A 23,499-nucleotide genomic window follows, 5' to 3' on the forward strand; every position below is an offset into this window, starting at 1 on the left:
TGCCTTGGCGCAATTGTTGAGTTTGTAGGATCATATCAAATTAATATGTTAGATTTTATCAGTAAGCTTTTTGGAAGCAAATCAGAACGGGATGTAAAAGCAATACAGCCAATAGTTGAAAAAATTAAAGCTGAATTTGCAAAACTCGACAACATCAGCAATGATGAGCTTAGAGCTAAAACCATAGATTTTAAAGAAACAATAGCCCAGGGACTTTCAGGCATTGATGGCGAGATACAAGCTATTAAAGATCGCACTGAAAATGAGCTGGATATGGATGTAAGCGAAAAGGTAGAGCTTTATACTCAGTTAGATAAACTGGAAAAAGACCGCAATAAAGAGCTGGAAGATATATTGTTAAATATATTGCCCGAAGCTTTTGCGGTAGTAAAAGAAACCGCCCGCCGCTTTGCCGGTAATAAAACCATTGAAGTTACCGCCACCCAGTTTGACCGTGAACTTGCCGCGAGCAAGAGCAACGTGGTTATTAAGGGCGATCAGGCTATACACCACAATACCTGGCTTGCCGCTGGTAATGAGGTAACCTGGGACATGGTACACTATGATGTGCAGCTGATAGGCGGTTTTGTACTGCACCAGGGTAAAATAGCCGAAATGGCTACTGGTGAAGGTAAAACGCTGGTAGCCACGCTGCCTGCGTATTTAAATGCCTTAGCCGGACAAGGTGTTCACATAGTAACGGTGAATGATTACCTGGCCCGACGCGATAGTGAATGGATGGGCCCGCTGTATGAGTTCCACGGTTTATCGGTTGATTGTATTGATAAACATGAGCCAAATTCAGAGGAGCGCCGCGCCGCTTATCTGGCCGATATAACTTTTGGTACCAACAATGAGTTTGGTTTTGATTACCTGCGTGACAATATGACACGTAGCCCTGAAGAATTAGTACAACGCAAATTGCACTACGCGATGGTGGATGAGGTCGATTCAGTTTTAATTGATGATGCCCGTACACCTTTAATTATATCAGGCCCTATACCACGAGGCGATGAGCATGAGTTTTATGAACTGAAACCACGCATTGAGCGTTTGGTTAACGCCCAGAAAGCTTATGTTAATGGCGTACTGAACGAGGCTAAAAAAGCCATTAATGAAGGTAATATAGATGCTGATGGTGGTGGACTGGCCTTACTACGGGCTTTTAGGGGTTTGCCAAAAAGCAAGGCTTTAATTAAGTTTTTAAGTGAGGGGGCCAACAGATCGCTTTTGCAGAAGATCGAAAACCATTACATGCAGGATCAGGGTAAGGATATGCCTAAGGTTGACTCCGAGCTTTTCTTTGTGATCGACGAAAAAAATAACCAGGTTGAACTGGCCGAAAAAGGTATCGAACTGATCACCTCATCGGGCGAAGATCCTCACTTTTTTGTGATGCCTGATGTAGGTACCGAAATTGCCGAGATCGAAAAATCGACCCTGAGCACTGAAGAGAAAATTGCCCGCAAGGATGAACTGATGCGCGATTTCTCTATCAAATCAGAACGTATCCACTCGGTTAATCAGTTGTTAAAGGCCTATACCCTGTTTGAAAAAGATACTGAATACATTTTGGACGAAGGCAAGGTGAAAATTGTTGATGAGCAAACAGGTCGTGTATTGGATGGCCGCCGTTACTCTGATGGTTTGCACCAGGCTATCGAAGCAAAAGAAAATGTAAAGGTGGAGGATGCAACGCAAACATTCGCGACCATCACCCTGCAAAACTACTTCCGTATGTACCACAAGCTTTGCGGTATGACCGGTACTGCTGTTACAGAGGCAGGTGAGTTTTGGGAAATATACAAACTGGATGTGGTGGAGATACCAACCAATACCCCTGCAAGCCGTGCAGACAGGCAGGATCTGGTATACCGTACCATCCGCGAAAAATATAATGCCGTTGCCGATGAGATTGTTAAACTGACAGAGGCCGGCAGACCGGTACTGGTAGGTACTACATCGGTTGAAATTTCTGAATTGCTAAGCCGCATGCTTAAACTGCGCGGCATTAAACATAACGTACTGAATGCCAAGATGCACCAGAAGGAAGCCGATATTGTGGCCGAAGCCGGTAAAACTGGTACAGTGACCATTGCTACCAACATGGCTGGTCGTGGTACGGATATAAAATTAGGGGCTGGCGTTAAGGATGCAGGTGGTTTGGCCATTGTTGGTACAGAACGTCATGAGTCGCGTCGTGTTGACAGGCAGTTGCGTGGTCGTGCCGGTAGGCAGGGTGACCCAGGTTCGTCACAGTTCTTTGTATCGTTAGAGGATAATCTGATGCGTTTATTCGGATCAGAGCGGATCTCTAACCTGATGGTGCGTATGGGTATTGAAGAGGGCGAAGTAATCCAGCACTCTATGATCTCCAAATCCATCGAGCGTGCACAGAAAAAGGTAGAAGAGAACAACTTTGGTATCCGTAAGCGTTTGCTGGAGTATGACGATGTGATGAACTCACAGCGTACCGTTATTTATACTAAACGTAAAAACGCCTTGTTTGGCGAACGCCTTGACGTTGATTTGAGCAATACTATTTTTGATGTTGTTGAAGATATCGTTACTGAGTATAAAGAAACCAATAACTACGAAGGTTTTACCCTGGAGGTGATCCGTTTGTTTTCGGTTGATATTGAGTTAAGCATTGATGAATTTGCAGCCACATCTATCGCAGCGCTTACCGACAGGACTTTCCAAACGGTAATGGACTTTTACAAGCGTAAAGCCGAAGCCGTTGCGCAACAGGCATATCCGGTGTTGAAAGATGTATATGATACCCGCGGCCAGTACGTTGAAAATATAGTGGTGCCGTTTAGCGATGGTATACACGGCATACAGGTTTCTGTTCCGCTTAAAAAGGCAGTAGAAAATCATGGGGTTGAGGTATTTAAATCGTTCGAAAAGAATGTGACCCTGTACCTGATTGATGATGCCTGGAAAGAGCACCTGCGCGAAATGGATGAGTTAAAACAATCTGTACAAAACGCGGTTTATGAGCAAAAGGATCCGTTATTAGTTTACAAGTTTGAAGCTTTTGAACTATTCAGGGGGATGCTGGCCAACGTGAACAAAGAGATCGTGAGCTTCCTGTTCAGGGGTGGTATCCCGGTTCAGCAACAGGCCGAAGAGGTAAAGGAAGCCAAGCCACAGCCTAAGCTTGATCTGCGTAAAATGAAAACTTCCAAACCTGAGCTGGTGAACGAAAGCAGTGGCCTGCCGATGGATGATTTCCGTGAGCAACAAAAAGCTACCCCGGTTAGGGTGGAGAATAAAATAGGCCGCAATGACCCTTGCCCTTGCGGTAGTGGTAAAAAATATAAGAACTGCCACGGCGTAGGACAAAATTAAAGCCCCTCTAAATCTCCCCTAAAGGGGAGACTTTAAAAAGACAAAAGAGAGATGTCATCCTGAACTTGTTTCAGGATCTCTCAGGATAAGTTGGCCAGCATGAAGCCGATTTTACATGTGGGATGCCGAAACAAGTTCGGCATGACAGCCCTTGTTTTTAAGAAATAAAAGAAAATGAAAACAGCAGTATTTGATCATAAATCTAAACCAGCCTTCATCAAATACTGCTTTTTTTTTATACTGATACTGGCATCAACCCAAACCTTTGCCCAGCAGGTACGTGGCCGGGTTGAGGTCATTAAAGATCCGCTTGTTGATACGCTGATAGCCAAAAGATTTGAAATGAATAACGCGGCGGGAGTTCCGACTGCATTTTCATCCTACGGTTATAGGGTGCAAATATTTAGCGGATCAAACCGTAAAGATGCCTACAGCGCCCAGGCCAGGTTGCAGGATCAGTATCCCGAATTGCGTACGTATATCATTTACAGCGAGCCTAACTTTAAGGTTCGTGCCGGCGATTTCAGGACACGCATGGAAGCCCAAAAATTGATGCAGGAACTCCGGTCTTCGTTTTCAAGCCTGTTCATCATCTCCGAAAAAATTAACCCTCCTAAAACAGATCCCGATAATGATTAAAGAGCAAATACAGGAATTATCCAGGAAAATATTTGATGATGTGGTAGCTAACCGCCGCCATTTGCATAGCCATCCCGAACTATCTTTCCACGAGCTACAAACCTCTGTTTTTGTAGCCAACAAATTGGAAGAACTTGGTTTGGAGTATCACAAAATGGCCGATACCGGCTTGGTGGCCCTTATAAAAGGGGATAAACCATCAAACAATGTGGTTGCTTTGCGTGCAGATATGGATGCATTGCCTATCACCGAGGCTAATGATGTACCCTACAAATCACAAAACGTAGGGGTAATGCACGCTTGCGGTCATGATGCGCATACTTCATCATTGCTGGGTACTGCCCGTATTTTAACCGAACTGAAAAGCCAGTTTGCAGGTACTGTAAAACTGATATTTCAGCCGGCAGAAGAAAAGCTGCCCGGCGGAGCCAGTTTGATGATCAAAGAGGGGGTATTGGAAAATCCAAAACCACAGGCCGTGTTGGGCCAGCACGTAATGCCTTTAATAGATGCCGGTAAGGTAGGTTTCCGTGCAGGTAAATACATGGCCTCAACCGATGAGCTTTATGTTACGGTGAAGGGTAAGGGAGGCCATGGCGCCCAGCCCCAGCAAAACATTGATCCGGTAATTATTACCGCTCATATATTAACCGCCCTGCAACAGGTAGTAAGCCGCTTTGCCGATCCAAAAAGTCCGTCGGTATTATCATTTGGAAAAGTGATTGCCAACGGGGCTACCAACGTGATCCCGAATGAAGTTTATTTGGAGGGTACTTTCCGCACCATGGATGAGAAATGGCGTGAGGAAGCCCACAAACGCATGAAGAAGATGGCTGAGGGCATTGCTGAAAGTATGGGTGGCAGCTGCGATTTTAATATTATGCGCGGTTATCCATTCCTGATCAACGAAGAAAAACTAACCGCCTCAACCCGTGGCCACGCCGAAGATTATCTGGGCAAAGAGAACGTGCTTGACCTTGATATTTGGATGGCTGCCGAGGATTTTGCCTATTATTCACAAGTTGCCGATTCTTGTTTTTACCGTTTAGGTACACGTAACGAAAGTCGCGGTATTACCTCATCGGTACACACATCCACGTTTGATATTGAAGAGAGCGCCTTTGGTATAAGTACCGGTTTAATGGCTTATCTTGCAGTTAAACAGCTGGGAAATTAGCAACTGCATCTGTCATGCCGAACTTGTTTCGGCACCCCATATGCAAGGTGTACTTCATAATGGCAACCTATTCCATGAGATCCTGAAACAAGTTCAGGATGACTTAATGGTTAGTTCTTTTGAATGGTATGTACAGTTTTAAATCTTGAACATCAATAGTGTGATAAAAAAATTATTATTAATGCTGGCGTTAACAATAGCCGGCAGCGCTACCTTTGCCCAGCAGATCAATCGTTTTAATCCTGATACCATTCGCACTATTGTTATTGACTCATTGGTTGATATCAGGTCGCACAAACTTAACGCGCAGGATTTTATTGATGCCGTACTGGCCGATACCAGTTTTTATAAGGCTTTTCAAAACATGAAGCAGTACGGCTTTACTGCCGAGAACCGCATTTTTACCTACGATAAAAAGAACAAGGTTGACGGTAAGATCTATCGTAAAATAGTACACAGTAGTGTTGCCGGTAAACACAAAATGGAGTATTTAGCCAAACTTGATAGCGGCAACATGTTTAAAAAGAACGGCAAATACCAATTGTATACCGTAGAGATGTTTGATTATATTTTCATGAATGCCTACAACTCTGATTTTGTTAAGGGCGATGCGCTGCCGGGTTCGGGCGGTAAAAATGAATCATATAAAGACAAACTTAAAACACTTATCTTCACCCCAGGGCGTAAGGTAAAAGGTATCCCGTTCATCAGCAGTAAAACCGAGATATTTTCGGAGGATATGCGGGAATATTATTACTATGAATTTGCCCGCGGCAAATATCTGGATACCATACCTGTTTACCGGTTTAGGGTAAGGAGCAAGCCAAGCACATCTGACGGCGATACCATGATTAAGGAAATGACCACCATATTTGATGAACGCACGTTCCAGATACTGGGCCGCTATATTGATATGAAATTTAGTAACATGTTTGTTGATTTTGATGTTCAGATGAACATTGAGCTCAACAACTTTGAGGGCGAGTTACTGCCCACAAAAATAACCTACCAGGGCAACTGGAATATTCCTTTTCATAAGGAAGAACGTGCCAGCTTTTTGATTGTTCATAAAGATTATAAAAAGAACTAACATTGATAGAAGAAATTACCATCCGCAGGCATTGGAAAAAATTCTACCTAAAGGTGCTTCTGTTAGTGCTTTATTACCTGTCGCTGGCCCTTATTGTAGGGAGGCTATATGAAGAAGCGCTTTCAAAAGCAGGCGAGGGCTTTATAATTTTGATGAGTTTAAGTTTCATAATTTTGGCCCTGTATACCATAGTTCGATATTTTAAAAACGTTCCAAATTTTTACATTAATACAGATGCTGTAGTAATTAACCGCAATACTACCTTTTTGTGGCAAGACCTTGAACGAATTGAGTTAGCAGGCAAAAGACCTTTTAATTATATGTTTGGCTATCCAAGGGAAGGGATAATGTTCAAATTTAAAGGCAGCAACAAAATATATTTATTTGATGATATGTATGCTAATACAGCGGCCATTAAAAGATTTATAAGATACCACATTATTAAGAAAACCAACGATTGGATAGAACCAATTATAAGGCCCACTATTTCAGATATTCAGCATGAACAATTTGTACGGTATAATGGCTCTCAGTTTCTTAATTACAGAGGGGTAATTTTATGGATAGTTCTTGGCCTTTTATGTTATGGTATTATAATAACTAACCACGTATGGCTTGTAGCTTTTTTAATTTGCCTGGGTATTATTTGTTTCTGGTGGCTATCCTCATTCATGTGCTTTTTCGGTGTTTCGGATAAATATTTTATAGTCCGGAACCCTAACTTATTTTGGGTGAAAAAAATATACCGGCTTGGTGATATTAAAGAAGTGGTTTTTGAACAGCAGGATTCTAACATGCCTTATTCATTAAGAATAATAAGTGTAGATTTTGAAAGTGACCTATATATGGCAGGCACACTGCGGAATAAAAAATGGCGTCAGTTACAAGAAAACCTTGAAGATAAAAATATCAATGTAAGGAATGAATGCGTGTTTTAATATTTTCATGCTCCATTAAGTTAAAATGAAAAGGCCCTAAAAATGGGCCTTTTCATTTTATAAACTGTTGATCCACTTTACCAACTCATCACGGGATTTGCCCGTTTTTTGCTGAAGTTTCCCTAACAATTCATCGTCCTTGCCTTCGTCGCGTATCAGGTCATCATCTGTCAGATCGCCGTAGGCTTGTTTTATTTTGCCCTTCAACTCATTCCAGCCGCCTTTTATTTCTAATTTATCCATGGTGTTTTATATTTAGATGTATTAGAATAACCGCAGGAAGTTAGATTGGTTTTGGGGAATAGGAAATTTGAGCCAGGATGCGAGAATCAGGAACAGAAAAAACGCGTCATTGCGAGGTACGAAGCAATCTCTATGCTATACAGAGTGCACTGAAGTGCATAATTGATCTACTTCCGTAGAGATTGCTTCGTACCTCGCAATGATGTGTTGGAGCCAGATTTGGTCCTTGATCCTTGTTCCTTTATCCTAAAGTCTTTAATCCCCTTACAATGCCCCTGCCTTTATTTCATCCACCACAGCCGGATCAAGCAGGGTAGAGGTATCGCCTAAATTAGAGGTGTCCCCTTCAGCTATTTTACGCAAAATACGGCGCATGATCTTACCGGAACGTGTTTTAGGCAAACCAGTTACAAATTGGATCTTATCGGGTTTGGCAATAGCGCCTATAATACGGGCTACAGTCATAATGATGTCTTTACGGGTAAGCTCTTCATCATCATGTTGATTAGGGCATACCACAAAGGCATAAACGCCTTGTCCCTTAATATCATGTGGGTAACCAACCACGGCCGACTCTACCACGCTGCTATGCATGTTAATGGCGTTCTCTACCTCGGCAGTACCAATCCGGTGACCAGATACGTTCAGCACATCATCAACACGGCCTGTTATGCGGTAATAGCCATCCTCATCGCGCAGGCAGCCATCGCCGGTAAAATATAAATTGGGGTAAGTGGCAAAATAGGTAGTACGGCAGCGTTCATGATCGCCATAAGTGGTGCGCAGCATACCCGGCCACGGAAATTTGATACACAGGTTGCCACTTACGCCGTTGCCTTCAATTTCTTGCCCGGTCTCGTCAACTAATACGGGTTGTACACCCGGTAATGGCAAGGTTGCATAACCCGGTTTGGTGGGTGTAACACCGGCTATTGGCGATATCATAAAACCACCGGTTTCGGTTTGCCACCAGGTATCAACAATAGGGCATTGTTTATGACCAATTTTTTCGTCGAACCAGTGCCAGGCTTCTTCGTTGATGGGTTCACCAACCGAGCCCAGCTTTTTAAGTGAGCTAAAGTCTTTGCCTTTTAAAATATCATCGCCAAAGCTCATGAGTGAGCGGATGGCTGTAGGAGCCGTATATAATATGTTTACTTTATATTTTTCAACTATATCCCAAAAACGGCCTGCAGTTGGCCATGAAGGGATTCCTTCAAACAATACGGTAGTTGCTCCCTGCGATAATGGTCCATAAGCGATATAAGAGTGACCGGTGATCCAACCGATATCAGCAGTACAAAAATAAACCTCGCCCTTATTGTATTGAAACGCGTTGGCAAAGGTATAACCGGTATAAACCATATACCCGCCACATGTATGCACCACTCCTTTGGGTTTGCCTGTTGAACCGGATGTATACAGGATAAATAACATATCCTCGGCATCCATTTCTTCGGCGGGGCAATCTGTATTACCCTGTGTTTCTACTTTTTTAATTTCATCTTCCCACCAAACATCCCGGCCTTTGATCATCGAAACCGGGGTACGGTTACGGGTAAGTACAATCACTCTTTTTATAGAAGGGCATTGTACAAGGGCGTCGTCAATAATTGATTTTAGAGGGATCTCCTTGCTGCCCCTGAAACCGCCATCGGCAGTTATAACAATATTACAGGTGGCATCATTTATCCGGTCGGCAATTGATTGTGCCGAAAAACCGCCAAACACTACCGAATGGATAGCGCCTATGCGGGCGCATGCCAAAACCGCAATGGCAAGCTCAGGTACCATAGGCATATAGATACAAATACGGTCGCCTTTTTTAGCGCCGTTGTTTTTAAGCACATTGGCAAACTGGCAAACTTTGTCATGCAGCTGGCGGTAAGTTAGTATACGGTGGTTTTCCTGCGGATCATTTGGTTCCCAAATTATAGCAGGTTTATCACCCATGGTTTCCAGGTGGCGGTCAAGGCAATTCTCGGTAATGTTAAGTTTGGCTCCCTGAAACCATTTAATTTTAGGTTCCTTAAAGTTCCACTCGAGTACCTTGTCCCATTTTTTGCGCCATAAAAAGTTTTCGGCAATGCCGGCCCAAAATTGCTCAGGCTGCTCAACACTTTGCTGATAAACCTGTTTATACTCGTCAAATGATGTAATTTTCATGTTGGTTTAAATGGAGGCGTAAAATAGCAAATTATGTGTTAAGTGTAAATTAAAAACAAATCTTTTTAAATAATTTTAAGAAGTGGGAATAACTCTGAGAAAGGCCGTAATATTTTGATTACAACAGCTGTAATTAGTTTATTAATTAAACGGAATTATTAGATAGAACATATCTTAGTTAAGTTTAAAAACATTGATCAATGAAAGCGTTCGCCATTGGGGTATTTTTAGGTTTGAGCATTTTTGTAAGTAGGGTTGAGGCTCAAAAAGCGCTTGATCCATTTAAAAAAGATAATTTATTTGGCAGGATAAAGCAAATTACCGAAACAGATTATAAAGACAAAGCAAAGTTTGAAGGAAGTACCGGCGTGGATTCGTTGACTAAGAATGTTATCAAGTACGATAGTGCCGGTAACATAACAGAGCGGGTTTATTATAGTAGTGGAAAAGACAATCAGTTTCAGTTTAATACCAGGTTTGTTTATCAACGGAAAGAAAATACCGGTGACAGTATAATTATGGAACTTTATACTAACAGGAAACAAGCCGATCTGTATTTTGATGGAACGGGTAATATAATTGAATTTAATTTCTATGCGGATGAAAGAGCTTTTCGGTATAAGAATAAATATAAATATGATAGAAAAGGGCACCAGGCGAAGGATGAAGAATATGATCAGAAAGGTGATATGGTACTTGTAAATGAATTTAAATATAACAAGGCCGGCTTTATTAAGGAACAAAATAGCAACATGGTAAACCGCAATCACATCAAAACGCATTATACTTATACGGCTTTTGATAAGGCAGGCAACTGGATTAAGCGCATAAAAGTACCCGAACTTGATAACGGAACCCTATCCCAACCTTTTTATACCGAAAGAAAGATAGTTTATTATCAATAAGTGAGATAGCCTTTCGGGAGGTAGCGAATACGCTTTTTTGAGGCTCGGAATATTTATTTAATCTTTTTTGAAAACACCCTTGAATATTTGATTTAAAAGTCTGATATTTGCAAACTCTTTTAAGTAAAGGGTTGATAATTAAAAATATTTGTCATGTCAAGAATTTGTGATCTAACAGGAAAAGGATCTTTAGTGGGTAATAACGTTTCTAACTCAAACGTTAAAACAAAACGTAGGTTTCATCCAAACTTAAAACTTAAAAAGTTTTATATCCCTGAAGAAGATAAATGGATTACCTTAAAGGTATCTACATCGGCTGTTAAAACCATTACTAAAAATGGTATAACTGCCTGTATCAATAAATTTGTAAAAAAAGGATACATTTAGTAGGGTTGTACGTTTGATGTTTTACGTTATACGTAAGATTCAAAACGTGCAGTATTATAATTAAAAAATTACGTAAGCCGGGAGGTGACACGTACAACATAAAAAGAAAATGGCAAAAAAAGGCAACAGGGTTCAGGTAATTTTAGAGTGTACTGAACACAAAACAAGCGGTATGCCAGGCATGTCTCGCTATATTACCACTAAGAACAAGAAAAACACAACTGAAAGACTGGAAATGAAAAAATTCAACCCGGTTTTAAGGAAAGTAACAGTTCATAAAGAGATTAAATAATTGGTTGATTAAGTTGATGGTTGATTAGGTTTAAAGTGCTAACAACAATTAACTCACTAATTCAATAAGTCACTAATTCAATAATTAAAAGAAATGGCAAAGAAAGTAGTTGCAACACTGAAAGTAGCAGGTAAAGGCAAAGAATATTCAAAAGTGATCACTATGAATAAATCACCTAAAACAGGTGCTTATTCATTTAAAGAACAAATTGTCCCTAACGATTTTGTTAAGGATGCTATTGCAGGTAAAACACTGTAATAACTTTTGATCAAAATATAGAAGCCGTCTTGTTTTTACGAGAGGGCTTTTTTTGTTGATTACATACTGATGTGCAGATTTCAAGTGTACAGATGTGCAAATGAGATCATATTATAACATTGATCTGATATCTGCTAACATGAATATCGGCATATTTGCAAGGCTAAGTTTAAACATCAAAAAATCTGCATATTTGAAATCTGCATAGCTGCACATCTAAAATCTGCATATCTAAAAAACTATGGGATTATTTGATTTTTTTAAGAAAAAGGATAACACACAGCAGGAGCAGCAAGCCCTTGATACTGGTTTAGAAAAAACCAAGGATAACTTTTTTTCAAAGATCACCAAGGTAATAGCAGGCAAATCAACAGTTGATGATGATGTTCTTGATGAGCTGGAAGAAGTGCTGGTAACATCAGATGTTGGTGTAAGCACCACTCTAAAAATAATTGAGCGCATACAGGCTCGCGTTGCCCGCGATAAATATGTAGGCACCAACGAACTGAACACTTTGCTGAAGGACGAAATTCAGCAGTTACTGGCCGAAAACAACAGTAACGATTTCAGGAACTTTGAATATGGCAACCACAAGCCTTATGTAATTATGGTGGTTGGGGTTAATGGTGTAGGTAAAACTACTACCATTGGCAAATTGGCCCATAAATTAAAGCAAGCAGGCAATAAAGTTGTCTTAGGCGCTGCCGATACCTTCCGCGCTGCCGCGGTTGAACAGCTGCAGCTTTGGGGCAAAAGGGTTGATGTAAGAGTAGTTGCGCAGCCTATGGGCTCAGATCCCGCATCTGTAGCTTATGATACATTGACATCTGCAGTGGCCAATGGCGATGATGTGGCTATCATTGATACCGCAGGCCGTTTACATAATAAAGTAGGTTTAATGAACGAGCTTACCAAGATCAAGAATGTAATGCAAAAGGTGATCCCTGGCGCCCCGCACGAGATATTGCTGGTGCTGGATGCCTCGACCGGGCAAAATGCTATTGAACAATGCAAGCAATTCACCGAGGCTACCGCGGTTAACGCGTTGGCGCTAACCAAGCTTGATGGTACGGCCAAAGGTGGTGTAGTGATAGGAATTTCGGATCAGTTTAAGATCCCGGTAAAATATATAGGTGTAGGCGAAGGCATGGAGCATTTGCAACTGTTTGACAGAACTGAATTTGTGAACAGTTTGTTTAAAGTGTGATTTCACTGATTATTTGAGTTGATTTCACCGATTGATATGTCAAACTTTGAACATGATGCTCTTACTGAAAAGATAATAGGCTGCTGTTACGAAGTTCATCGTTCATTGGGGCCGGGATTTATTGAAAAGATTTATGCTAAAGCGCTGCAACATCAGTTAGTATTAGAGGGAATAAATTTTGAAGTAGAAAAAGAGTTTAACGTTGTTTTTAAAGATCAGTTTGTTGGAAAATTCAGGTGTGATCTTTTTGTTGAAAACAAAGTTATCGTTGAACTTAAATCAGTAACGGGGTATATCCCAGCATTATTTAAAAGTCAACTACTTTCCTATCTCAAAGCAAGTAAGGTAAAGACAGGATTACTTATCAATTTTGGTAATCCAAGTTGTGAAATAAAAAGGATATCAGTTTGATCAAATCAATTGTAATTCTTAATAAAGATCGGTGAAATCACTCCTAAAATCAGTGAAATCTCAAAAATATTATGAAAACAAAAGAAATTTCAAGGCCGACAGCCCAAATAGTTAAACCCCGTGTAAACGTGGTTACTTTGGGCTGCTCAAAAAATATATACGACTCTGAGATCCTGATGGGTCAGCTGAAGGGCAACCAGTTTGATGTGGTGCACGAGGCTGAATCTGTTAACAGCAACGATATCATCGTGATAAATACCTGTGGCTTTATTGATAACGCCAAGCAGGAATCTATCGATACTATTTTACAATACAGCGAGCTTAAAGAGCAGGGTAAAGTTGGGAAAGTAATTGTGACCGGTTGCCTGAGCGAGCGTTATAAACCTGAGCTGGAAGCCGAGATCACCAATGTTGATGCTTACTTTGGTACTAACGATCTGCAGAATTTATTGCAATCAGTTGGTGCAAATTATAAACATGAGCTGATAGGCGAACGCCTGCTGACCACCCCATCGCATTTTGCCTATTTTAAAATTGCCGAAGGTTGTAACCGTCCTTGTTCATTTTGTGCCATCCCGCTGATGCGTGGCAAGCACCTAAGCACACCAATTGATCAGTTGGTTATGGATGCGCAGAAGCTGGCAAAAAATGGCACCAAAGAGCTTATACTCATAGCGCAGGACCTTACCTATTACGGGTTGGATCTGTATGGTAAACGTAACCTTGATGAGTTGCTTCGCCGCCTGTCTGATGTAAACGGTATCGAATGGATCAGGTTGCAGTATGCTTATCCATCCGGTTTCCCAATGGAGATCCTGGACGTGATGAACGAGCGCGATAATATTTGCAAATACATGGATATGCCTTTACAGCACATCAGCGATAATATGCTGAAATCCATGCGCCGTGGTCTTACCAAACAAAAAACAATAGATGTAGTAAACGAGATCCGTGATAAAGTACCGGGTATTGCTATGCGTACTACCTTAATTACCGGTTACCCCGGCGAAACAGAGCGCGATTTTGAAGAAATGCAGCAGTGGGTTGAAGAAACTAAGTTTGACCGTTTAGGTTGTTTCACTTACTCACACGAAGAAAAAACCCATGCCTACTCTTTAGTTGATGATGTTCCTGATGAAGTAAAACAACAGCGTGCCGATGCCATTATGGAAATTCAGCAAGGTATTTCGTTTGATAAGAACCAGGAAAAAATAGGTCATACTTTTAAAGTGCTGGTTGATAAAAAGGACGGTGATTACTTTGTGGGCCGTACCGAGTTTGACTCGCCCGAAGTGGATAATGAAGTTTTGATTGATGCTAAAATTGATTATGCAACTATAGGAAGCTTTGTTAATGTAAAAGTTAACAGTGCCGAAGATTTTGACCTTTATGGACAAATTGTAAAATAATGTTAATTTGTGGCACATTACCAGTAATGATTTTACATTTGGATTAATGGAAGCCTCCTGTACAAGTTATAAAGACACCGGATTTTTTTCGCCCACGGTTATTGATTACCTCGAGAACCGTGCTGATCTTAAACAATTTTACGGCTACCGACCGGATATGACAGGTTTTGCCGAGCTGCTAAAAAATAAAAAGGTAGTTGCCAACAGGGAGGTACTGGTACGTGTATTGACAAAACAATATGCCCATAATGAGCCTTATCCATCCATTGTAGAGCACAATATTGAGCTGCTTAAAGAAGATAGTACTTATACAATTACCACAGGTCACCAGTTAAATATTTTTGCAGGCCCGCTTTATTTCCTTTATAAAATAGCTACGGCTATTAAATTAGCGCAGCAACTAAAAGCCGCTCACCCCAATAAAAATTTTGTTCCTGTTTACTGGATGGCCAGTGAAGATCATGACTTTGCCGAGATCAACTATACCAATATTGGTGGTAAAAAGGTGCATTGGTGGTACGAGGCATCGGGCGCGACAGGGCGTATAAATCCCGATACCATGCGCCAGGCCCTTAACCAGTATAAGGGAGTTTTAGGCATGGAGGGTTATTCGCAAGATTTGGCAAAAATTGTAGAAACAGCCTATACCCGATTTGATAAACTTGCCGATGCTACCCGCTACCTGGTTAATGCCTTGTTTGGCCAATACGGCCTGGTGATTATTGATGCAGATGACCATGAGTTTAAGCAGCAGTTTGCCCCAATCATGGAGCAGGACATCATTGGTCAGCACAGTTTTAAAAATATAAGCACCACCAATGAGCAATTGCAAAAATTGGGGGTACATATACAAGTTAATCCGCGAGAGATAAACTTTTTTTACCTGAAAGACAGCCTGCGCGAACGTATAATTTTTGAGCAGGACAGCTATCAGGTAATGAATACTGATATCCGTTTTACAGAGGCTGAGCTGAAAAAGGAAATCGCGACAGTGCCGGAGCGTTTTAGCCCAAATGTGGTGATGCGCCCGCTATACCAGGAATGTATTTTACCCAACATTGCCTATATTGGTGGTGGCGCCGAAGTGGTTTACTGGTTTGAGCTTAAATCTAATTTTGATTTTTATCAAGTCGATTTCCCTATCCTGATATTGCGTAACTCGGCTTTGGTGGTGCGTAAAGAACAGGCTGCCAAAATTGAACGTATGGATCTGGATGTTGCCGCCCTGTTTAAGCCGACAGACGAATTGCAAACTGAATGGATAAAAAAGCATAGCGAACATAATCTTTCATTAGAGGGGGAGTGGCGTGAATTGACCAGCGTTTTTGAAAAAATAAAACTGAGGTCGTATAAAATTGACCCCACATTGTCACCATCTACAGCTGCAGTGCAAGCCCGCCTTAAACATGCCGTTGATAATCTGGAAAAGAAATTAGTTAAGGCCGAAAAACGCAATTACAAGGTAAGGCTTGAACAGCTATCAGCAGTTAAAGCCGAATTGTTCCCTAAAGACAGCTTGCAGGAGCGTACCGAAAACTTTGGTCTGATGTATGTAAAATGGGGGCAATCATTCATTGATGAACTCATTCGCCATTTTGAACCGCTTGAGTTTAAGTTTACTATTTTAACAGAAGAATAAGCTAAATTTAGTCAACTACATAGGGAGTAATCCCCTATCGGCGGCTCAACTATAAACAATTATATCTCAAACGTGTTTTAAACATAATCTTAGTTCCTTTGCTGCTTTAAGCAGTTTTCTCTCTATTTCGTTATTAGCCAGGAACTCACTAAATATGTTGTTATTTAAAAGAATTTCGTTACTGTTTATTCTCGAAATGATAGCAGTATTTAGAGTGCTCAAATGAATAGTTTGGCTTTTGTCTTCGTAGTTAGGCATTTTGCCATTTTGAAGGTTAAAAATGATTACCTGAAAGTAGCTTTCAATATTTTCATAGCTGATAGAAATAACATGTACCTTATCTCCATAACGGATGTCGTAAAAAGCATTCCCAATTATTTTTTCATCAATGAGGTTTAAATTAAATTCACTAATGAGGAATGAATAATATTCCTTTGTTTTGCTTATATAATGCTTTCCATCTATCATTTTATTGTGTCCGTATCAATCAAATATGAGTATTCGTGCAATGAATATAACAAAACCAACTATACTTATTGTAAACGACGACGGAATAACCGCCTCCGGTATAAAAGCCTTGATTTTTAAAACTTAAGTCTCAAATATAAATCTTCAAAATATACGCTGATTAATAACCGCCATAAAACTGTCCTTGAATTTTTCGCTAACGGGGATCTGTTTATCGCCAATGTATATATGGTTATCCTGAATTTTGTTGAGCTGTTTGGTATTTACAATGTATGAGTTATGTACGCGTACAAATGGAATTGACAGTTGCTCTTCAATATCTTTCAACCGCCGGTAAATAAGTAATTGATCGGTATGCGTCACCACCCTTACATACTCCTTTTCACCTTCAAAATATAGTATGTGTTCCAGTAATATTTTGCGGAGCACTTTGCCCGATTTTACAAAAAAATATTCCTGCTCGGGTTGTGTTGTTGGGATAATAACTGGCTGGGCTTTTCCGAAATAAGCTTCTATCTTTTGCATAGCAGCCAGGAAACGTTTCAGTGTTATGGGCTTTAGTAGATAGTCAATAGTTTGAAAAGTATAGCTCTCGGCAGCAAATTCAGAATAAGCGGTTGTAAAAACAATTTTGGTGTCAGGTGATAATAGTCCGGCGAGTTCCATACCGCTCAGATGCGGCATGTTGATATCTAAAAATATAAAATTGACCTTATGCTTGTTCTCTTTTAAAAATGCAAGCGCTTCCAGGCCGTTATAACACTTTGTTAACAGTTGCCATTGCGTGGTTTGACTGATCAGCATTTCGAGCAGTTTTACCGCATTTGGTTCGTCATCAATAATAATACAACTTAAATTCACGCTAAAGGGATTTTTAAAAAAGCTGTAAACGATAGTTCATTTTTATTAACATCCAGTTCAAAGTTTGTTCCGTATAGCAAGGTAAGCCTTTTATGCAAATTTGCTATCCCAAATCCGTTACTGCCATTTTGTTTAGGTTTGGCATATACACGGTTAGTGGTTTCAAACAATAGGTAATTATCCTGCTGAATCAATGAAATTTTGATGCAGTTATCCAGGCTTGATTTATCAATGCCATGCTTAAAAATATTCTCTATAAAAGTCATCAGCAGCATAGGCGGAATCCGCAGGTCCTGGCTAAAATCTTTTTTAAAGCTCATCTGGGTATCATGCCTTATACGGATCTTTTCCAGCTCCATATAATTCTCAATAAATTTAACTTCGGTGGCGATAGCAACCTCATCCTTAGGACTCTCATCCAAAAAATAGCGCATAATGTCTGACAGGCGCTCGATCAGAGCAGCGGTTCTCGGCGCTTCGCGATAAGCCTCGTAATAAATGTTATTGAGTGTGTTGAACAGAAAATGTGGCTGTACCTGCGATTTTAAAAGATTCAGCTCTGCCTGGCTTTTTTGTACCATGATCTCTTCGGTTTGCTGTTTCAGTTTAAAATAGGCAATAGCTATGCGGAATATAAAACTGAGCGCGAATATTAAAATTCCGGCCAATGAATATTTTAGCTGGCTAAGAAATGTTGCAGGCTCAATTTTAGAGGGTTCGGCAAAGTATGTATTGTAAATAAACGAAGATAAATAACCCCGGGTTAGTCCTGTTATCAGCAAAAGAAGGATCACCAATAATACATACACTGCATATTTTTCACGCTGGTAAAAACGCGGAAACAAAAACAGGATATTGCCATATATAATAACCGCATAAAAAAAGCAATTGATCACGGGGAACACAGCCGATTCTGCAAGCCCATCCATTGGCAGATAGGAAAAAAATGTAATAACGTAGAATGAAACCCAGGCAAGCCATTGCAGTTGAGTAATGGTTGCCTTTCCTTTAAATACTTGCATGTTTTAAAATTACAAAGGTTTTTTATTGTTCTTGCTTTTTTTCAACCGATGCCTTTGTTTATTAAACCAAAGGGGTACAGGGTTTAATAAACGGCGTAAAGGCCTGTTTATTGAATGTTTGCCGCCAGTTGTTAAAAATAGCTATGCAGCAGTTGAATTGATTTTTTTTGGCGGTGAATAAGAGGCAGTTTTAATCATTAATTATAAAAAGGACGTGCTTTAAACCATTAACTATCATGAAAACAGACTGCTGCTCTATCATCAAAATTATTTTGACAAGTTTAGCCTTGCTGTGGCAATTGCTGGGCAATTTAAGGCCGGTATGGGCACAAACAGATACCATACGCCTTAATGATAAACGATTGATGACCCAGGTGTTACAACCGGGCAATAAGCAATACCTGGTGTATTTTCAAAATGTAAAAAGTAAAAAGAATTTACGATTTTGGTTTTGGTTGCGCAATATTGAAGTGGGAACCAAAAATAATGAAAAGGTTTTTACCATAAGTCAAAACTGGTTTGGTAGCGATAGCACATCATTCAGACAAGTTTATTCTGTTAATAAGGTTGCCGATTTTGCACCTCTTTACCATGCAGAAACTATGGGCGGCAAAACAAAAGCCTATAACTGGGACACGGATAAGATCACCGCGGCCGATACCGTAAAAGATAACGTCGCGAAAAATTTTTCGCTTGATTTTAAGCAACCTAATTTTAACTGGAATTTGGACATTGAAACTTTTGAAATGCTGCCATTGGCGTCAGGGAAAACCTTCGCTATTAATTTTTATGATGCCGGTTTGGAGCCACCCATGTACGTGCTTTATAAAGTTACCGGCGATGAGGTGCTTACTACCTTAAATAATGACAAGGTTGATTGCTGGAAACTGTTTACCGAAAGTGATTACCAGGGTAAACACTATACAGAAACCTATTGGATAAGCAAAAAGGCACACGAGTTTTTAAAGGAGGAAGATGCTTTTGATGGAGGCTATCGCTATAAAATTAAACTCCTGGCCGCGGCGCCTGATCTGTTGAAAAGGTTTGTAAAGTAGGGGTGGGATAGAGATCTTAAAAAAAACAACTTGCCTCGTCACAGCCGAGTGCAAGTTGTTTTTTTAAGATGAAAACCATGTCATTGCGAGGCACGAAGCAATCTCATAAAGACAAGTAGTAGACTTTGTATGAGGAGATTGCCACGCTATCGCCCGCAATGACATATTTTTTATGTTATCATGCTGAAACCAGATGCGTTTTATATATAATGATGTCGCCATCACGCAGATCGGCAGAGTTGGTAACGAAGTTTTGCAGGTGGGGCTGGCTGTTATGCAGCTCTAATCCAGCGGCATCGCTCCACTCTTCATGAAAAATATAAATATTAGGATCTTCTTCAACTTGGTGCAGATCATACTGCAGGCAGGCGATCTCAGTTTTTGAATGGCTCACTAATTCCAGTAAGTGTGCTTTTAAAGCATCGGCATAGCCTGGTTTGCTTTTAATTATTGCAGTTAAGTAAATGCTCATGTTCTTGTGTTTGGGCGATGATGAAATTTTTGGTAAGATGATCTATATAGGTGTTAAGATTATGTTGAATATCGGCATTTTTCATCACATCATGAAAATGCAGGCTTTGCAAAGGCGTCATACCGGTAAAAGCATTCATCCGGTGAAAGCCAAATAATGGTCCGTCGTCAACACTGGTTTCCATAAAAAACTCATTCGGCAAGGTAAAAGCTTCTTTGGGCGCGTTCCATGAAGTGGTTACCATATATTGCCTGCCGTGCAGCATACCACCGGTGCCATAATTAATTGTTGGGTTTTCGGCCGTGCGGCCATCGCTTTTATATATCCCATTTGCGTGACCTTCTGTAAATACCACATCAATATATTTTTTAAGTCCGTGTGGTACCTGGAACCACCAAATAGGTGTGTGGTATATCACCACATCTGCCCATACATATTTTTGAACTTCTTCGGCTGGGTCGTACTCTTCATTAATATCAGTGTATTTAACCTCGAAGCCGGGTTGGTTTTCGAAAAAATCAACAGTTGTTTCGGTTATTGTTTTATTAAACTTTCCTCCGGAATGGCCAAATTTTTGGCCGCCGTTTATTACAAATATTTTCTTCATTTTGTTATGCTCTAATTTTATGACACAAAATTAGGTCTGATTTATCTACTATTAAAATAATTTAAATCATACATTTGTATCATAATTATGATAGATAGAAATGGTAAATTTAGAATGGTACAGAACTTTTAAGGCCATTTATGAAACCGGGACATTAACAGGCGCTGCCGAAGCGCTGTATGTATCACAACCCGGAGTTAGCCTCCATTTAGGTTCGCTGGAGGCTTATGTTGGTTATAAGCTTTTTGACCGCACCTCGCGTAAAATGGTATCAACCGAACGGGGAAAGATATTGTATAACTATATACAGGAGGCATTGGAAAAACTGGAATCGGCCGAAAAACATTTTCACAGGAGTACGGAAAAGGATACGCCCACCATAAGTATAGGCATGTGTTTTGAAACTTTTCAAATTACTTTAGAGCCTTATTTGGCCGGGTTGCCCTTCAACGTGATCATTAAGTTTGGCGAATACCCGCAAATGCTGAGCGACCTGGACAATGGTATCCTCGACTTGATCATTACCCCGCAGAAGGGCAATAATAAAAGCATAGAATACACGCCGTTCTCCAAAGAGACAATTGCATTGGTAGCTGGGAAAAATACCGATACTACACGCTTTGAAAAGTTGCTCACGCAAAATGACATGCCTGGGTTACAACAATGGCTCACCGACCAGAAGTGGTATGGTACAACCGGTGATATGGAACATTGGCTAAGGTTTTGGTATGTTAATTTTAACAGGCGGCCAAATTTTAAACCCAACTATATAGTACCCAACTTAAGCTCCATTGTTCGGTGTTTAAGCAGTGGTGTAGGTCTGGCCGTGATTCCTGATTTTTTATGTAAAAAGGAACTTGAAAGCGGTGATGTAAAGTTGATATGGGAAGGTAAACAGAAAGTGGAGAACACCCTGTACTTTGCCATGCGCAAAAAAACCATTTACACCAAAGAGATCAATGTTATCCAGGAGATCTTTATGAAGGAAATGGCTTAAAAGCAACATATCATCGCGACATTGCGGGAGAAAGAAGCAGAAGCCTCACCCAACCCTCTCCAAAGGAGAGGGCTTTAAAAGATTTTAAAAGTCTCCCCTTTTAGGGGGAGATTTAGAGGGGGCTTCTACTTCTTCCACTCATTATCAACCAACCGCCATATCTGTAGCGGATTAGCATCCTGCAAAGCCAAAGGCAACAAACTATCTGGCCAGTTCTGGTAACATACCGGGCGAACCCAGCGTTTTACGGCATTAACACCAACAGCGGTAAAACGACTATCGGTGCTGGCCGGATAAGGGCCGCCGTGCACCATGCTGGCACAAACTTCAACTCCTGTAGGTACACCGTTAAACAATATCCTACCGGCAATGGAAGGTAATACATCCACCAGGTTTGGATGATCTGTCAGATCCTTAACGGTACCCATTACGGTAGTGGTAAGCTGTCCCGATACCGATTTTAAAACCGTTACCAATTCTTGCTCATCCTTACAGCTTACCATGAGCGAGTATGGTCCAAAAACTTCCTCATGCAGTATAGGATTTGCTAAAAATGTTTCGCCGCTAACCAGGGCAACGGTTGGCAGAGCTTCAATGTCATGAGCGGCCGTAGCGGCTTGCTGAACCAGCTTTACACCTTTTTGCTCCAGTGCCTCGTGGCTCTTTTTTTCGTAAGCTAAATGGATACCAGCATGCAGCATTTTAGCCGGTTGTATGGCTTCAATGCCTGTGCTTAAATGATCCAGGAAATCATGTAGAGCAGGGCTTTCAACCGCCAGCATTAAACCGGGGTTAGTGCAAAACTGCCCCATGCCTAAGGTGATAGAGCCTGCGTATTGTGTGGCCAAACCGGCGGCATTTTGTTGCAGGGTATCTGGTAAAAATATAACCGGGTTTATGCTGCCCATTTCCGAAAAAACAGGAATGGGGTTTTTTCTTTGTGCTGAATAATCAACCAAGGCCTTACCCCCGGCGGTAGAGCCGGTAAAACCTACCGCGGCTGTATGGTCGGCCTGTACCAGGGCTTTGCCACTTTCAAATGAGGTTCCGTGTACATGCTGAAAAACATCTTGAGGTATGTTGCAGGTAGCTATGGCTTTTTTAATAGCGCTGTATACCATTTCAGAAGTTTCGGCGTGGGCAGGGTGTGCCTTTACCACAACCGAACAACCGGCCGCCAGCGCGCTGGCAGTATCGCCACCAGCGGTGGAATAAGCAAACGGGAAATTACTGGCGCCAAATACAACCACCGGCCCCAGCGGGATCAGCATTTTACGAAGATCGGGTTTTGGCAACGGGGCTCTGTCAGGTATGGCGGTGTCAATGCTGGCCTCTACCCAGCTGCCTTCGCGCAGCATGGTGGCAAACATGCGCAACTGTGCAGTGGTACGGGCACGTTCGCCGGTTAAGCGACCTATGGGTAAATTAGTTTCTTCGGATGCCTTTTGCAGCAGGGCATCGCCTAATGCTTCAATTTCATTGGCTATGGTATCCAGAAATGTGCTTTTTTCTTCGATGCTCTTTTTTTGAAAGATCTGAAACGCGGCATGTGACTGCTGCATTACCTGGTTTATTTCTTCAACGCTTGCTTCTTTAAAATGGTTAGCCATGGCAGATTTTATGATGTGTTATATATGATACAAACGGGTTGTATCCAAAATAATTTTAACAAATATATTTAAACAAGGTTCAATATAACTCACCAATACTATCCATTAATGCTATGATTTTGGCATGTTTGATCCGTAGGGCTTTAAACAGAGATTACTATCCCATATGTCAATGGTTTTAATTAATATTTAAAAGTACTGATATACAATAAAATATATCTATCTTTAAGCAATTCCTTCCTCGCTACTGCAATAGATTCTTAGGCATTGCCATTTTTTGATACGGTAATAA

At 40.9% G+C, this 23,499-nt stretch carries 23 protein-coding genes; 15 read left to right on the forward strand and 8 right to left on the reverse strand.

Going from position 1 to position 23,499, the window contains the following annotated elements:
- The first annotated feature begins 45 nt into the window (after positions 1-45).
- The 5 genes from secA to M2273_RS22185 all read left to right on the forward strand — a co-directional run bounded on the left by secA (position 46) and on the right by M2273_RS22185 (position 7,198).
- On the forward strand, positions 46-3,354 hold the full coding sequence (secA, locus tag M2273_RS22165) for a preprotein translocase subunit SecA (RefSeq protein ID WP_429399962.1): 3,309 nt from the start codon (positions 46-48) through the stop codon (positions 3,352-3,354).
- Positions 3,355-3,528: 174 nt separating this feature from the next.
- Positions 3,529-3,993 (forward strand): SPOR domain-containing protein, encoded by a 465-nt coding sequence (locus tag M2273_RS22170; RefSeq protein WP_429399963.1) that lies wholly within the window; start codon positions 3,529-3,531, stop codon positions 3,991-3,993.
- Positions 3,986-5,170 carry a M20 metallopeptidase family protein gene (locus M2273_RS22175; protein WP_429399964.1) on the forward strand — a complete coding sequence of 395 codons (1,185 nt, stop codon included), beginning with the start codon at positions 3,986-3,988 and terminating at the stop codon, positions 5,168-5,170. The genes M2273_RS22170 and M2273_RS22175 overlap by 8 nt, the downstream gene beginning before the upstream one ends.
- Before the next feature lie 181 nt (positions 5,171-5,351).
- A complete protein-coding gene (locus M2273_RS22180; protein ID WP_429399965.1) occupies positions 5,352-6,260 on the forward strand; it encodes a hypothetical protein in 909 nt (302 codons plus the stop codon).
- Between the two features lie 2 nt (positions 6,261-6,262).
- Positions 6,263-7,198, forward strand: a complete 936-nt coding sequence (locus M2273_RS22185) for a hypothetical protein (RefSeq protein WP_429399966.1) — start codon at positions 6,263-6,265, stop codon at positions 7,196-7,198.
- A gap of 57 nt (positions 7,199-7,255) precedes the next feature.
- Here M2273_RS22185 and M2273_RS22190 read toward each other — a convergent pair whose 3' ends face one another.
- Both M2273_RS22190 and acs read right to left on the reverse strand, forming a co-directional pair.
- Positions 7,256-7,441: a CsbD family protein gene (locus tag M2273_RS22190; protein WP_429399967.1), complete on the reverse strand. Its 186-nt coding sequence runs from the start codon at positions 7,439-7,441 to the stop codon at positions 7,256-7,258.
- Between the two features lie 264 nt (positions 7,442-7,705).
- Entirely contained in the window at positions 7,706-9,607 is a 1,902-nt protein-coding gene (acs, locus tag M2273_RS22195) for an acetate--CoA ligase (RefSeq protein ID WP_429399968.1), read from the reverse strand.
- 200 nt (positions 9,608-9,807) lie between these two features.
- On the opposite strand from acs, the gene M2273_RS22200 reads away from it, so the two are divergent.
- From M2273_RS22200 to bshC, 8 genes are all read left to right on the forward strand, one after another.
- Entirely contained in the window at positions 9,808-10,512 is a 705-nt protein-coding gene (locus M2273_RS22200) for a hypothetical protein (protein ID WP_429399969.1), read from the forward strand.
- A gap of 153 nt (positions 10,513-10,665) precedes the next feature.
- A complete protein-coding gene (gene rpmB / locus M2273_RS22205; protein WP_183566999.1) occupies positions 10,666-10,899 on the forward strand; it encodes a 50S ribosomal protein L28 in 234 nt (77 codons plus the stop codon).
- A gap of 109 nt (positions 10,900-11,008) precedes the next feature.
- Complete coding sequence (rpmG, locus tag M2273_RS22210; RefSeq protein WP_067063463.1) at positions 11,009-11,191, forward strand: 50S ribosomal protein L33; 183 nt, start codon at positions 11,009-11,011, stop codon at positions 11,189-11,191.
- Positions 11,192-11,284: 93 nt separating this feature from the next.
- On the forward strand, positions 11,285-11,449 hold the full coding sequence (locus tag M2273_RS22215; protein WP_429399970.1) for a DUF4295 domain-containing protein: 165 nt from the start codon (positions 11,285-11,287) through the stop codon (positions 11,447-11,449).
- A 241-nt stretch (positions 11,450-11,690) separates the two neighbouring features.
- Positions 11,691-12,656 carry a signal recognition particle-docking protein FtsY gene (gene ftsY / locus M2273_RS22220; RefSeq protein WP_429399971.1) on the forward strand — a complete coding sequence of 322 codons (966 nt, stop codon included), beginning with the start codon at positions 11,691-11,693 and terminating at the stop codon, positions 12,654-12,656.
- A 36-nt stretch (positions 12,657-12,692) separates the two neighbouring features.
- Positions 12,693-13,067, forward strand: coding sequence for a GxxExxY protein (locus M2273_RS22225; protein WP_429399972.1), 375 nt, complete (start codon positions 12,693-12,695; stop codon positions 13,065-13,067).
- Between the two features lie 71 nt (positions 13,068-13,138).
- Positions 13,139-14,476, forward strand: coding sequence for a 30S ribosomal protein S12 methylthiotransferase RimO (gene rimO, locus M2273_RS22230; protein WP_429399973.1), 1,338 nt, complete (start codon positions 13,139-13,141; stop codon positions 14,474-14,476).
- Between the two features lie 46 nt (positions 14,477-14,522).
- On the forward strand, positions 14,523-16,115 hold the full coding sequence (gene bshC / locus M2273_RS22235; protein WP_429399974.1) for a bacillithiol biosynthesis cysteine-adding enzyme BshC: 1,593 nt from the start codon (positions 14,523-14,525) through the stop codon (positions 16,113-16,115).
- A 66-nt stretch (positions 16,116-16,181) separates the two neighbouring features.
- Here the strand turns inward: bshC and M2273_RS22240 are convergent, their stop codons facing one another.
- From M2273_RS22240 to M2273_RS22250, 3 genes are all read right to left on the reverse strand, one after another.
- Entirely contained in the window at positions 16,182-16,583 is a 402-nt protein-coding gene (locus M2273_RS22240) for a hypothetical protein (protein ID WP_429399975.1), read from the reverse strand.
- A gap of 144 nt (positions 16,584-16,727) precedes the next feature.
- Positions 16,728-17,444 carry a LytR/AlgR family response regulator transcription factor gene (locus M2273_RS22245; protein WP_429399976.1) on the reverse strand — a complete coding sequence of 239 codons (717 nt, stop codon included), beginning with the start codon at positions 17,442-17,444 and terminating at the stop codon, positions 16,728-16,730.
- A complete protein-coding gene (locus M2273_RS22250) occupies positions 17,441-18,466 on the reverse strand; it encodes a sensor histidine kinase (RefSeq protein WP_429399977.1) in 1,026 nt (341 codons plus the stop codon). Before M2273_RS22250 ends, M2273_RS22245 begins: the two co-directional genes overlap by 4 nt.
- Before the next feature lie 236 nt (positions 18,467-18,702).
- Between M2273_RS22250 and M2273_RS22255 the strand changes: the two genes are divergently transcribed.
- Complete coding sequence (locus M2273_RS22255; protein WP_429399978.1) at positions 18,703-19,521, forward strand: hypothetical protein; 819 nt, start codon at positions 18,703-18,705, stop codon at positions 19,519-19,521.
- Between the two features lie 178 nt (positions 19,522-19,699).
- Here M2273_RS22255 and M2273_RS22260 read toward each other — a convergent pair whose 3' ends face one another.
- Together M2273_RS22260 and M2273_RS22265 are read right to left on the reverse strand one after the other, a co-directional pair.
- Positions 19,700-19,993 carry a putative quinol monooxygenase gene (locus tag M2273_RS22260; RefSeq protein WP_429399979.1) on the reverse strand — a complete coding sequence of 98 codons (294 nt, stop codon included), beginning with the start codon at positions 19,991-19,993 and terminating at the stop codon, positions 19,700-19,702.
- Positions 19,965-20,600, reverse strand: a complete 636-nt coding sequence (locus M2273_RS22265; RefSeq protein WP_429399980.1) for an NAD(P)H-dependent oxidoreductase — start codon at positions 20,598-20,600, stop codon at positions 19,965-19,967. Before M2273_RS22265 ends, M2273_RS22260 begins: the two co-directional genes overlap by 29 nt.
- A 100-nt stretch (positions 20,601-20,700) precedes the next feature.
- Here M2273_RS22265 and M2273_RS22270 point away from each other — a divergent pair, with 100 nt between their 5' ends.
- On the forward strand, positions 20,701-21,597 hold the full coding sequence (locus M2273_RS22270; RefSeq protein ID WP_429399981.1) for a LysR family transcriptional regulator: 897 nt from the start codon (positions 20,701-20,703) through the stop codon (positions 21,595-21,597).
- A gap of 125 nt (positions 21,598-21,722) precedes the next feature.
- Here the strand turns inward: M2273_RS22270 and M2273_RS22275 are convergent, their stop codons facing one another.
- Positions 21,723-23,207, reverse strand: coding sequence for an aldehyde dehydrogenase (NADP(+)) (locus M2273_RS22275; RefSeq protein WP_429399982.1), 1,485 nt, complete (start codon positions 23,205-23,207; stop codon positions 21,723-21,725).
- Positions 23,208-23,499: the final 292 nt, after the last annotated feature.

Source organism: Mucilaginibacter lappiensis (assembly GCF_050433765.1).
Lineage (GTDB): Bacteria > Bacteroidota > Bacteroidia > Sphingobacteriales > Sphingobacteriaceae > Mucilaginibacter > Mucilaginibacter lappiensis_A.